This is a genomic window from Coleofasciculus sp. G2-EDA-02 (assembly GCF_040226375.1).
Taxonomy (GTDB): Bacteria; Cyanobacteriota; Cyanobacteriia; order Cyanobacteriales; family Coleofasciculaceae; genus Coleofasciculus.
Genome location: NZ_JAVKEW010000153.1, coordinates 81589 through 94253, shown reverse-complemented (window position 1 = coordinate 94253; position 12665 = coordinate 81589). Strand labels below are relative to the sequence as shown.

14 protein-coding genes are annotated in these 12665 nt (G+C 44.2%); 7 read left to right on the top strand and 7 right to left on the bottom strand.

The features are described from left to right. Positions 1-178 precede the first annotated feature (178 nt). Together RLO19_RS18795 and ychF are read right to left on the bottom strand one after the other, a co-directional pair. Entirely contained in the window at positions 179-421 is a 243-nt protein-coding gene (locus tag RLO19_RS18795) for a hypothetical protein (RefSeq protein WP_446358855.1), read from the bottom strand. Between the two features lie 131 nt (positions 422-552). Then, positions 553-1644 (bottom strand): redox-regulated ATPase YchF, encoded by a 1092-nt coding sequence (gene ychF / locus RLO19_RS18790; protein WP_446358853.1) that lies wholly within the window; start codon positions 1642-1644, stop codon positions 553-555. A 37-nt stretch (positions 1645-1681) separates the two neighbouring features. Here ychF and RLO19_RS18785 point away from each other — a divergent pair, with 37 nt between their 5' ends. Continuing rightward, the gene (locus RLO19_RS18785) at positions 1682-3034 is read left to right on the top strand and encodes a helix-hairpin-helix domain-containing protein (protein WP_446358851.1); all 1353 of its coding nucleotides are present in this window, start codon (positions 1682-1684) and stop codon (positions 3032-3034) included. Between the two features lie 669 nt (positions 3035-3703). On the opposite strand, the gene RLO19_RS18780 is transcribed toward RLO19_RS18785, so the two are convergent. From RLO19_RS18780 to RLO19_RS18770, 3 genes are all read right to left on the bottom strand, one after another. Then, complete coding sequence (locus RLO19_RS18780; RefSeq protein ID WP_446358849.1) at positions 3704-4078, bottom strand: transposase; 375 nt, start codon at positions 4076-4078, stop codon at positions 3704-3706. Positions 4079-4638: 560 nt separating this feature from the next. Continuing rightward, the gene (locus RLO19_RS18775) at positions 4639-4836 is read right to left on the bottom strand and encodes a hypothetical protein (protein WP_446358847.1); all 198 of its coding nucleotides are present in this window, start codon (positions 4834-4836) and stop codon (positions 4639-4641) included. Between the two features lie 30 nt (positions 4837-4866). Then, positions 4867-6375, bottom strand: a complete 1509-nt coding sequence (locus RLO19_RS18770) for a UbiD family decarboxylase (protein ID WP_446358846.1) — start codon at positions 6373-6375, stop codon at positions 4867-4869. Between the two features lie 72 nt (positions 6376-6447). On the opposite strand from RLO19_RS18770, the gene RLO19_RS18765 reads away from it, so the two are divergent. The 4 genes from RLO19_RS18765 to RLO19_RS18750 all read left to right on the top strand — a co-directional run bounded on the left by RLO19_RS18765 (position 6448) and on the right by RLO19_RS18750 (position 10048). After that, the gene (locus tag RLO19_RS18765; RefSeq protein WP_446358845.1) at positions 6448-8166 is read left to right on the top strand and encodes an NYN domain-containing protein; all 1719 of its coding nucleotides are present in this window, start codon (positions 6448-6450) and stop codon (positions 8164-8166) included. A 143-nt stretch (positions 8167-8309) separates the two neighbouring features. After that, on the top strand, positions 8310-8960 hold the full coding sequence (locus RLO19_RS18760) for a MotA/TolQ/ExbB proton channel family protein (RefSeq protein WP_446358844.1): 651 nt from the start codon (positions 8310-8312) through the stop codon (positions 8958-8960). A 220-nt stretch (positions 8961-9180) separates the two neighbouring features. Next, a complete protein-coding gene (locus RLO19_RS18755) occupies positions 9181-9603 on the top strand; it encodes an ExbD/TolR family protein (protein ID WP_446358842.1) in 423 nt (140 codons plus the stop codon). 28 nt (positions 9604-9631) lie between these two features. After that, complete coding sequence (locus tag RLO19_RS18750) at positions 9632-10048, top strand: ExbD/TolR family protein (protein ID WP_446358840.1); 417 nt, start codon at positions 9632-9634, stop codon at positions 10046-10048. Between the two features lie 12 nt (positions 10049-10060). On the opposite strand, the gene RLO19_RS18745 is transcribed toward RLO19_RS18750, so the two are convergent. After that, the gene (locus RLO19_RS18745) at positions 10061-10924 is read right to left on the bottom strand and encodes a hypothetical protein (RefSeq protein WP_446358839.1); all 864 of its coding nucleotides are present in this window, start codon (positions 10922-10924) and stop codon (positions 10061-10063) included. Positions 10925-11063: 139 nt separating this feature from the next. Here RLO19_RS18745 and RLO19_RS18740 point away from each other — a divergent pair, with 139 nt between their 5' ends. Beyond that, positions 11064-11432, top strand: coding sequence for a hypothetical protein (locus RLO19_RS18740; RefSeq protein ID WP_446358837.1), 369 nt, complete (start codon positions 11064-11066; stop codon positions 11430-11432). Positions 11433-11589: 157 nt separating this feature from the next. Here the strand turns inward: RLO19_RS18740 and trmD are convergent, their stop codons facing one another. Next, on the bottom strand, positions 11590-12327 hold the full coding sequence (gene trmD / locus RLO19_RS18735) for a tRNA (guanosine(37)-N1)-methyltransferase TrmD (RefSeq protein WP_446358835.1): 738 nt from the start codon (positions 12325-12327) through the stop codon (positions 11590-11592). A gap of 75 nt (positions 12328-12402) precedes the next feature. Here trmD and RLO19_RS18730 point away from each other — a divergent pair, with 75 nt between their 5' ends. Next, positions 12403-12555: a hypothetical protein gene (locus RLO19_RS18730; RefSeq protein WP_446358833.1), complete on the top strand. Its 153-nt coding sequence runs from the start codon at positions 12403-12405 to the stop codon at positions 12553-12555. Positions 12556-12665 lie beyond the last annotated feature (110 nt).

Below are 12665 nucleotides of genomic sequence, written 5' to 3'. Positions count from 1 at the left end.
ACTTGTATTTACATTACCACAATAGTAGAACGTTATCCGAATTATTTGACTGGCGAATTTATTCGCTACCTAGACGGTTCGCTCGGTTTCATCTCCCAGCTAAAGAGCGTGGGAGCCTTCACCCATCGCTTTTCCGGTAATCTGGGTGAAAATTCATAACCAATTGGCGATCGCAAGATTATTTTACCTGTCTGTCTGCCCATCCGTCCATCCATCGATCCATCGGTTCATCCGTCTGTAGGGGCGCACGGCGTGCGCCCATCCCACGGCGTGCGCCCATCCCACGGCGTGCGCCCATCCCACGGCGTGCGCCCATCCATAATCTCAGGGGTTGTCGCCGTACCGTTTCCTTTGTGTATGATCGTCGATGCGATCGCGCCTGGGTTATTTTAAATGTACCCCGATGATCGGGATTGACCACGGTTTAATGGGCGCACGCCACCTGGTAATGGGCGCACGCCACCTGGTAATAGGCGCACACCACCGGATAATGGGCGCACACCACCTGGTAATGGGCGCACGCCGTGCGCCCCTACGGGTTCCGCACCCGGTTTAAACATTAAACCGAAATAGCATCACATCGCCTTCTTGTACCACATACTCTTTCCCTTCCGCCCGCACTAATCCTTTGTCCTTCGCCGCATTCATTGAACCAGACGCCACTAAATCATCATAAGCAACCGTTTCCGCCCGAATAAAACCCCGCTCAAAATCAGTGTGAATCGCGCCGGCGGCTTGGGGTGCTTTCATTCCTGCTGTAATCGTCCAAGCACGGGTTTCTTTCGGTCCGGTGGTTAAAAATGTGCGTAATCCTAATAAATTGTATGTAGCGCGAATTAAGGATTTTAATCCCCCTTCTTCCACGCCTAATGACTCCAAGAAATCTCCCCGTTCATCTTCCGGTAACTCAACTAATTCTGACTCCACTTGCGCCGAAACTACCACGACTTCCGCTGTCTCAGCCGTGGCTACTTGTCGGACTTGTTCCACCCATTCATTCCCAGTCGCTAAATCATCTTCTGACACATTCGCCGCGTATATAATCGGTTTAGCACTGAGTAATCCAAAAGGCTTAACCGCCTCGGCTTCGTCTTCAGTTAAACTGATATTCCGCGCCGATTTGCCTTCATTCAATCCCGCATTCAACTTTTCCAAGGCTTCCAGTTCCAACTGCGCCTCTTTACTCGTCCGCGCCTGCTTGCGGGTGCGTTCCATGCGGCGTTCCACTTGGGCTAAATCTGCTAACGCCAGTTCCAGATTAATCACGTCAATGTCGCGTACTGGATCAACGGAACCGGAAACATGGATAATATTCTCATCATCAAAGCAGCGCACAACATGGACAATGGCATCTACTTCCCGGATATTGGCTAAAAATTGGTTACCGAGTCCCTCACCTTTACTCGCCCCCTTCACCAATCCAGCAATATCGACAAACTCAATCCGAGTTGGCACAATTGCGACAGAGGTGGAAATCTTTGCCAGCACGGACAACCGTTCATCTGGTACAGCAACAACCCCGACATTCGGCTCAATCGTACAGAAGGGAAAATTCGCCGCCTCTGCTTTAGCATTGGCGACGAGGGCATTAAATAAGGTAGATTTGCCTACGTTGGGCAATCCCACAATTCCGGCTCTTAACATGTCAGGACAATTTGGAAACGATTAAGGAGTTCTAAACGTGGTTAAAATTATCGGTCGCAAACCCTTGGGTACTCAACCAGTCTATGACATTGGCGTCGAGCGCGACCATAATTTTATGCTTTTCAATGGCTCGGTGGCGTCAAATTGCTTTAACAAGTCCCACTCCACGGCTTATGGATATGTTACCTATCAAACGGCTTATCTGAAAGCCAATCATCCGGTGGAGTACATGACGGCGCTGCTGACGGCTAGTAGTGGGAATCAGGATAAGGTACAGAAGTACATCGCCACCTGTGCGACGATGAACATCGATGTCTTGCAACCGGATATTAACCGATCGCAGGTCGATTTTACCCCAGTCTCTGGCAAAATCTTATTCGGACTCTCGGCGATTCGGAATTTGGGCGAGGGGGCGATTGACAATATCCTCCAGAAACGGGAAAAAAGAGGGGATTTTCAGTCATTAGCCGATTTTTGCGATCGCGTGGATTTGCGGGTGGTGAATCGTCGCACCTTGGAATCCCTGATTTACTCCGGGGCGTTTGATAGCCTAGAACCGAATCGCAAACAACTGATTCAAGATTTAGATGTGCTGATTAGTTGGGCGCAAGATCGAGCGAAGGATCGAGAGAGTGGTCAAATCAATATTTTTGATATGTTAGGAAGCACTGATAATAACGACAGTGATGGGAATGAGGCATGGAAAGCCGCCCCAAAAAAACCGATGGTTGATGATTTCTCGGCTCAAGAAAAGCTACAGCAAGAAAAAGAATTGCTCGGCTTCTACGTCTCAGAACACCCACTAAAATCCGTGCGTCAAGTCGCCAATCAGGTACTGATTCCGATTAACCTCAACGAGTTAGGCGAGCAAAGTAAACGCACAATGCTTAGTGCTATTGTCATGTTGACTGAGGTAAAATTTCACAATACCAAAACAAGCGGCGAGCGCATGGCATTTGTGCAAATGGAAGACTTTACAGGTCAAGCCGATGGCGTGATTTTTCCTAAAACTTTTGAGCGGATTAGTTCCTTAATTGAAAAAGATGCCCGTTTAATTGTTTGGGGCAAAGCAGATGAACGAGATGAGAAAATCCAGATGATCATCGAAGATGTCGAACCCATTGAAAAGGCACAAATGATTATCGTGGAACTGACCCCCCAGCACGTAAATAAAAAGACCATGGAATATCTGAAAGCGATTTTGCAAGAACAATCAGGGGAGAGGAAACCGCAAAAAGTGCCAGTTATCGCTAGGGTTGGGGCGTTAAATCAGAGTCAATTTGTGCGCTTTGATCCTAAATACTGGGTACAAGATTATGAAGGTATGGTTGACAGGCTGAAGTCGGCGGGATTTCAAGCTCGCACCAAGGCGCTGGCTGAGAATAAGTAGGGGATGCGATGCGATAAGACAATCTGTAGGGGCGGGTTTAGGAAATAACCTATCGGCACATAACCGATAACGATTGTCCAAAACCCACCCTCTCCTAGCTGGATGCTATATTTACAATCTTTTTACCACAGAAAGTCTGCCAAAAACCCTGTAGAGACGTAGCCTGCTACGTCTCTACAATCTTCCTCAGAGTGTCCCAGTTAGCGGTCGAGACTTTTTCAGAACAGAGTCTTACACTTGGATGTAAGGAAAGTTTCCTAACCGTCAGTAGTCGCAGAGGCAGTGAAAGACTGTATCCTCAGTCTTGCTTATCTCTGGGATTAGTTTCATTAGGGTTATCTACCGTTAACGATTATGCTGTCACCATTTTTCATACTATTCCTCTATACTTCGCTTTGGGTTTGGTTTTTTGGTGGATTTACTGCCAAAAAACCAGATAAAAAAAAGACACCCGAAGAACAGTTGGGAGAATCATTGTCTAAATACCTTTCTTCCTTGGACATTCCTAAAAAGAGTTAACCGATTAAGTTGACAAATCTCCAATACCTTTAGACAGACCCCACCCTAACCCTCCCCTTATAAAGGGGAGGAATCAGGGAACTCAAACGGCTTCGGTTTAGGGGGTTAATGTCACAACAGATAGGAGAAAAAACTCACTGGACTTGTTATTCACTCAAAATCAATTTCAACAAGTCGCTGTAGCAAGTCCGCCTCTTGAGTCATTGCCTGACGAATCCGGGCAATCATATACGAGGCAGTATTCTTATTGACTCCAATTTTCTTCGCTAACTGACGCACACTGATCCGTTCCAGAGGATTGAGAACCAGATAAATTGCCAGAACCCATTTTTCTAAGTCAACATGAGTTTTGTGAAACATAGTCCCAACTGTAACGCTATATGAAGTAAAGCATTCGTTACATTGATATCGGCGTTCCTTTTTTAAGCGTCGAGAATGAGTTGATTGGCAATAGGGGCATTGGGGATATTTACCCCACCGGATTTGTTCCAGACGGGCAATATAATTATCGTTTTTGTAGCTCATCTTTAGTTCCAAAATCTGATGAACCAAAGATGAAGGATACAACTCCAATAAATAGGTGTTTTATGTCATATAATGTTGCAGAAAAATGCCAAGGCGGATTGCCTCGGCACTGAATTGACTCGCTCTACTATTTCTGGGATTGAAGTGGGGAACAATGATGTTCGTTGTACTAAGAAATATTAAAAAATGTCAAATTTTGACTATTTTACGTTTCCTGTTCCCTCTTTATTACCCCCTTTTGCCACGGCGATTGAAATCGCTGCTACACAAACAAAGTCCGCCTGCGCGGACTGGGTTATAACGAGGATAGCTAACCCGGATTTATTATAATTTTGAGGGGCGTAGGGGCGGGTTTTACTACTATCGTCTCTTTTTGACCCAGATGCAACTAAACCCGCCCCGATTAATCCTTCGCTTCGCTCTAGTGGCGTGACCCAGCTAAAATTTTAGAATAGATTCGACCATTAAATCGGGCGCACGCCATGCGCCCCTACGGTTTCCGGTATCCCATTCTAATTCATCAAATCAGGTGTGCCACGCCACTAGAACATGGTTTTGACTTAGACTTGGCTTTCTTTTACTAACTCCTCGGCTGTATTGGCGAGTTTTCTAGCTAAAGTAGAATCACCTTGTTTATCAGCAATAACTGCCATGGCTTGGAGAACCTCTGCATTCGTAACGCCGCGTTCCTGCATTCCTTTGACTTCGTTCTCAACGTCTTGGGCAGAAGGTTTGATTGTTTTTTTGGATTCGGTCAAGGGTTATCTCCTAATCACTTATAAATTTGTTCACCGCATATCATAGCCAAACAGATTCGGATTAACGTCTCCCAATTCCAAATCATCTAAGCCATACTCGATCCAGCGCCGATCAACCATAGCGGCGACATCTGCATCGGATTCCAAGGTTGCCCCCCATTCATGTTCAGTTTCGGGAGGAATTTTAGTCGTTGCATCAATCCCCATGCGTCCGCCTAAACCAATCTTTTCACTGGCAAAATCTAAGCTATCAAAGGGCGTATTGGGCAGAATAAATACATCTCGCGAGGGGTCTACTTTGGAACTAATTGCCCACACCACTTGACGCGGATCACGGATATTAATATCTTTATCCACAACAATCACAAATTTGGTGTAGGTAAATTGGGGTAAAGCACTCCAAAACGCTAAAGCTGCTCGTCTAGCTTGTCCAGGATAGGCTTTATCAATGGAAATAATCGCGGCTTTGTAACTTAGGGCTTCCATGGGGAGGAAGAAGTCCACAATCTCGGATACCTGTTGGCGTAAAATTGGTGTATAAATCCGATTGAGTGCGATCGCCATCATCGCTTCTTCCTTGGGGGGACGCCCGCTGAAGGTGGTGAGATAGATAGGATTCTTGCGATGAGTCATGCAGTGGAAGTGAATCACGGGGGAATCTTCGACGCCGCCGTAATATCCCATGTGATCACCAAAGGGTCCATCGGGTAATACTTCCCCCGGTGTGATTGTCCCTTCAAGGACAAACTCTGAGTCGGCGGGGACTTGTAAATCTAGCGTCTTGCACTTTGCCAGTGGCACCCCAGAACCGCCGTAGAGTCCCGCAAACAACCATTCAGAAAGGTCTACAGGAATCGGGGTGGCGGCTGCCATAATGATTAAGGGGTCAACCCCTAGCGCGATCGCAATTTCTAGTTTCTTGCCATTCTGCGCCGCTTTGCGTAGGTGTCTCGCCCCACCGCGTACCGATAACCAATGGACACTCATGGTATTACTTGATTGCAGTTGTAGACGGTATACACCCACATTTGGGATACCCGTTTCACAATCTTTAGTAATCACCAACCCCAAGGTAATAATTTTTCCCGCATCCCCTGGATAGGGACGAATTAGGGGCAGTTTATTTAAATCTAGGGCGTCTCCTTCCACCACCACTTGCTGACAGGCGGGGAAAAAATCTCGTCCCGGTTTGGCTTTGACGACATCAAATAAAATCTTGCCAAACTCCACCGCCTGAGAAATTTTCTTCGGCGGTTTTGGCTGTTGTAGCATTCCCAGCTTTTTCCCCAGTGTTTCCAACTCCTGGGGATGTTCCATTTTCATCGCCCAACACACCCGTTCCTCTGTTCCCATCAGGTTGATGGCGACGGGAAATGATGAACCTTTGACATTCTCAAACAGCAAGCCAGGTCCGCCTGCCTGTAGCATCCGATTGGATATCTCGGCAATTTCTAAATCCGGGTCAACCAACGCCTTAATCCGGCGCAGCTGTCCCCGTTCCTCTAAAAGCTGAATGAATGTCCGCAGATCTCTCGCCATAGTTAAGATGTGTAAAGCTTTTTCTTTCTTTTATTATGGACGCATACGCTATCCTCTGTGCGATTTCGTGATATGTCTGATCCGTCCAGCGTGCCATTGGGAACTGATACAGTGACTATTGATCAAATTTGCGATCGCGTTTACCAAATCGTCCTGGATATCCAACAGCAGCATCCGGAACTCCTCAAAGAAAAGTACAGGACTACTCCTTGGCATACCCCGCACAATCAATCTGTCTTTATCAAGAAATTAAAAGCTAGACTGACTCAAGCTGAGGACGAGGAAGCCAAAGGGATAAACATACGGCGTTTCCTGGAAATTTTACTCCTTCCCAGCTATTTTACACAACCCAGTTTTGGTGAATTGACTCAAACTCTACAGTCCTCAATTCCCCCAAATTCCCCATCGCCGTCGCCGGAATTGGTCAGTTCAGATAGTTCGGAAGCTGTACCTTCTCCGGCTTCAGTGACCAATAATTCCCCAGGTATTGCCATTCTTTTACTAGACGCCGAGAACCTACAACTGGATATCGAAACTGAAAAATTCCTAGCCAAACTCTGTACCTATCCGATTCAAATTAAAGTCGCCTTTGCCAATTGGCGCAGCCTCGGCAAAAAAGACGCAGAATTCCACAGTCGTGGGTATGAACTGATTCACGTTCCACCCGGTAAAGATAGTGCCGATGTGAAAATGGCAACGGTGGGCTCGTCAATCTTTATCCATTATCCCAATGCTAGGGAAATATTAGTTTGCTCCTCGGATGGAGTGATGACTCATCTTTATAATACACTTCGGACTCATGGCTTTACTGTTTATTTAGTTCGCAAACAAGGGGATACGATCACCGTTTTAAATAGTGAGACGAACCAGACTCAAAGACATTGCCTGAGTCCGCCACCGGAAATTCCGGGTCCGGAAGAATTTATTAATCAAATCAAAGGGATTATTAGACTTGAACAAACTCGCACCGGAAATCTGTGGGTTAAACTGTCTAATGTTTCTAATTTATTTCGCCGCCAGTACCAGACAACCATGAGTTACTTGGTTTCATTCCACTGTCCTGGTAAAACGGTTCCAGATTTTTTTCTTGATTACCCGAATGAGTTTGTCTTACACAACTTACCGGAACAGTCAGGGTTGTATGTAACCCTGTTTGAAATGAATTCTTCAGTTATCGCTCCTAATCCGAGTGCCTCGACCGAATCTCCGGATTTAAATAGTTCTTTAAATACAAAGATTCGATCCAAGGTTGAGTTAGAACAAGAATTAGTTAGAATTGTGAAAAAACTCATGGCGGATTCAGGTCAAACCTCTGTTGCCATTTCTAATGTGGGTAGTGAATTCTCTAAACAGCATAAGCAAGGAATTACTAAGGTGCTTAAAGGTTTAAATCTCAGCGTTAAATTTATAACTTTTTTAAAGGGGTGTAATTTATTTAAGCTAGAAAAAACCGGAAAAGAGTATAAAATTAAACTTTGTAATTCAACAAAAAAAGAAACACAAAATAAGATTAAATCGACTCCAGAGCCGATCACTTCATTCAAAGAATTAGAGAAAGTCATAAAAAAGATAATTGAGACAAGGATTCAGGTATCTGGAACTAAAGATATAGCTGTCAATGACGTAAAAAAAGAGTTTCAGAATCAGTACCAAATGACAGCCGATGCTTGTGTGAAAAAGTTTGAACCCAAGTCGAGTCTGATTAAATTCTTACGCAAGCACGAAACTGTGTTTAATATGGCTTTGATTGACCGGGACTATCGAGTCGCGATCGCAAAAGAGTTAAACTGAAGATAAATCCCATTTTCCTACCCCATCTCCAATGTCTTCAAGAAGTCGGAGATCTAGTTCCTTACCTGTTGGACAATAGGTCTGTAGCGTTATAGTATAAAAGTTACCAGGGTTAATTTTGCGAAATTAGTCTGAGATTTCCAATGACAAGAGTCTATGATTTATTAATCCAAGGCGGTTTAGTAATGCTGCCCATTCTGGGATTATCTATATTAACGATATCCTGTGGGCTAGATCGTGCTTGGTTTTGGTTTCGATTATTAAGCCAAGAAGCTACCCTGGTTAACGATGTGCTAGCGGCGGCACAGTCTAATTTAGAACAGGCTAGAGACATAGCTGAATCGGCTCAAAACTTGCCCATTGGTCGCTTTCTCTATGCACCTCTCAAGCTGAAACAGCCAACACCAGAAACCTTTCGTTTAGCAATGGAAGCCGCTGGTGATAAAGAACTCATCAAAATGCGAAAAGGTGAAAAACTCCTGGAAACTATTGTAGCTGTTGCCCCTTTACTTGGTCTATTAGGAACAGTTACGGGTTTAATTAGTACATTCAATAACCTGAGAATTGGTGGGGGTGGAACAACAGTCGAGGCGACAAAAGTAGCTGGAGGTATCGGTGAAGCACTAATTACCACAGCAGCGGGTATGATTGTCGCAATTATTGCGCTTTTAGTTCTCCGAACTATCGTCACTTTACACTCTCAGCAAATGGATTACTTTGCGGAGGTTGGGAGTGAGTTAGAACTTATTTATCGCCAGGTTTGGTACGAACCAACCCTCGCCAACCGTTCATAATTGCGCTTGTAGTAAGGGATGCGAGCCCTAGATTCCGTTGGGTTTCCTTGCGTCAACCCAACCTACAACCTATTCCACAATTTTAGCTGTGCCACGCTACTACAAAGGTGACTGAAATGATCAAATAGATTTTACATTGCTTTGGGTGTAAGCCTTTCCCCAGCTTTGGAGAAGCTTTGAAGTAATTTTTGAATGATAGATTTCAAAAAATATAGGATTCATGCACTTTAGAAACAAGTCAAAAAACTCACCAATCCCCGAAGTTAATTTGATTCCTTTAATGGATGTGATGATGTCAGTGCTAACATTTTTTATTATCACATCAATGAGCTATACAGGTCAACGCTTAGGGGACATTAATTTACCAGGTTTACCTGGTGCTGGAACTGCTAGTGGCGAGTCAAATACTCGCAACACTCTAGTCATTGGCTTGAATCGCCAAGGTGAGATTTTACTGGATAATAAAGTTATTACTATTAATCAGGTGTCTGAAAGAATTCAGTCATACCTAGAACAAAATCAAAATGCTACAGTCGTTTTAAAAGCAGACCGAGATTTACCCTATGAAGATGTCCAAAAGCTGTTAAAAGAAATGACAATAATTGGTGGCGATCGCGTTTCCCTAGCAATTGAGCGTCGTTAAAATTAATAACCTGTATAAATATTAAACCATGCGTTTTAGAACCCAGCGAACTCAATCATCTATACCATCCATTCAGTTAATCCCTATGCTCAATGTGATCATGGGAGTTCTAGCTTTTTTCGTGATGACTTCCATGATGTTGACAACTCAAGAAGGCGTCAATGTTCAACTCCCTAATAATGAAAATACTAAAACTCAGCCGCAAGAAAATCCCGCTCCTTTAATTGTACAATTGAAGTCCCCAGGACAACTGGTCATCAGTAATCAATCGGTCAGCCAAAAGCAATTGTTTGAGCAAATGCAAACCTATTTATCCCAAAATCCTCAAGGGGCTGTCTTCTTGCAAGCCGATAGTCAATTGCCCTACGAGCAAGTGATTCAGCTATTAGCTCAAATGCGGAATGTGGGAGGCGATCGCGTTTCCTTGGCTATTGAGAGTAATTGAGTATCTTGTTTTCTACTGCCGAGGATCATCTTCAGCTAAAATAATCACTGTGATCAAATTTTCTTTGTCATCTTTGGCAGGTGTCAAAATCAGATAACGTTCAAATCTATCCTTCTTTATTTTGTAAAGAGTTCCTCCGCCATACTCGCCATCTCCCGTTGGCGATAACGGCTCAAACTCTAAACTTTGCAGTTGTTCATTCAAGCTCTTAGCAAGTTCTTGGGGGGATATCGGATGATCTGCTGTTGTTTTTCGTGCTATTGTGAAATCAAAAATTGCCCTTTTAAACTTATCGGCTTCAACAAGAGTATCCAAGTCATCTTCTACGTTAAAATCTTTTAATTTATATGGTAGTTTTAGAGTTTCAATGGCAGCGCTTAAAGATGCCATAACTAAAAATTCAGCTCTATCCTCTGTTTTATTTTTGACTAATTCTTTTAGATCATAACTTTCGGATTCTAGATAAATAGAAGTCTGACTGTCTTTGTGAATTAAATGCAAATACTTAGTTTCATTGCCTTTCGTATTTGACACTTCATAAACTCTAAAATTACCCTCATTTTTTAGAGGTTTGGGTTGCTGAAAGTTTTGATTAGGCAATAGTTCCTTCTCAAACTTAGACGCCACTGTTTCCAAGTCCTCTTCTATATGCCATATATAAGTAGCTTCATCAAACTCTGGTCTAAGTACACCACCAGAGCCTTTCTCTGCCCCTGGATAACGAGGAAATATTGCGAAAAAATTAACCTCTTTTTGGGCGGGTTGGGGTGGGGTAGAGTTTTGATCAGACTCGTCTAATGTATCTGAAGTTTTGTTCTGATCAGTCTGAACAACATTTGATGTTTCAGAAGTTTGCCGCTTTTTTGTCTGAGACACTTTAGCACTAACAGACGGTTGGTTAATTGGCTGATTAGAAGACGGATTTGCCGGAGACTCCGGACGATTGATAATGATTTGAGAATTAGTCTGACGCCTCTGAGGAGTTTGGGCAAGAGTGACTGGACTCCTTTGAGGAGTGACTGTAGAAGTCGATTTCGGGGAGGGAGAGGATTTAGGAATGGAAGGAGAAGGTAATTTGGTAATTTTAACCGTTTCCTCTTTTTCAGGGTTCTCAGATTTTCTCAGATCATCGGAAATCGGTAGCATTAGCACAATACCGTGCAACACCAAGGAAATCAGCAACATGGGTCGCAACACTATCTGTGCAGGAGTTGATAAGTTTTTCAGCAACTCAGACGATTTCATAAAAGAAAGCACAGTTAAAAGCAGCAAGGATTTAATTACAATCGAGTTTCATTGTGACACATCCGAAAGTAGAGACGCGGCAAAAAAAACTCGTCTGTCAATAATTGCGTTTGTAGGGGCGGGTTTTACTATTATCTAGTGCGAAACTTCCCAGGTAAGTAAACCCGCCCTTTTCCTAAGTGTCATTCATAGAATAATTGTTTTTACCACCTTCCTAATCTTCTCTTGTTCCCTTAGAAGGGCGGGTTTAGTCAAGTTATCTGATATCGACAAAAGGTTATTGGTAAAACCCGCCCCTACATGCTTGCGTCTCTATCGCTTGTTGGATGAGAACTCGTTAGATTCTCAGTCTGCTTAACCCATTTATCGTATAAATCAGGGCGACGTTCCCGGGTTCTGTGAATCTGTTGGTCTTTGCGCCACTGGTCAATTGCCTGATGATTGCCCGATAATAAAATCTCTGGGACTTGCCAACCGCGAAATTCAGCAGGGCGTGTCCACTGAGGATAATCCAATAATCCGGCTTCAAAACTTTCTGATTTGAGGGATTCCACCTTCCCCACGGTTCCGGGGCGTAATCTCACCACCCCATTAATCAGGGCGAGTGCGGGAATTTCACCGCAGGTTAAGACAAAATCCCCTAAGGACACCTCTTTGGTTACTAAATGTAAAACTCGCTCATCGACACCCTCATAATGCCCACAGATGATCACAATCTGGTCATAACCTGTCGCCAACTCCACCAACAGTGGCTGATTCAGGGGTTGTCCCTGGGGCGTCATCAGAATTACCTCTCGCCGAGGTAATATGGGCAACGACTCCACAGCCGCAAAAATGGGTTCGGGTTTCATGAGCATCCCCACGCCACCCCCATAAGGTTCATCGTCAACCCGTCGGTGTTTATCCGTGGCAAAATCACGAGGATTGATCAGGTGTACCTGGGCGATTTGTTTGGTCAATGCCTTACCCAACAGTCCTGACGCTAGGGGAGAGGTAAAGAAATCCGGAAACAGTGTTACAACATCAAAGCGCACAAGGATTGGGTTGCTCTCAAGACAAAAAGGGTCAATCTTATATCATAGTATAAGTAATTATTGGTATAATTTGCCATGATGACTGGGAAACGCCAGATTTCCTCCCCACGGCTGAGTGCCGTGAGTAAGCGTTCTTCCGTGGCTAAACAATTAACGATTTCCATCGAGTCACCGCATTTAGGCGGCTGTAGAGTGCATCTGATGAAAGCCAAGCGCGATGGTGTTTAGTTGTGGTGAAGCTTACCAAAAACAACCTAAATCAGTAGTTGAGCTAGAGTCAAAATCATAATAAAGTAGACAGTCCTAGCCCTAGCGCGATACTCAAATATTGAACTCAC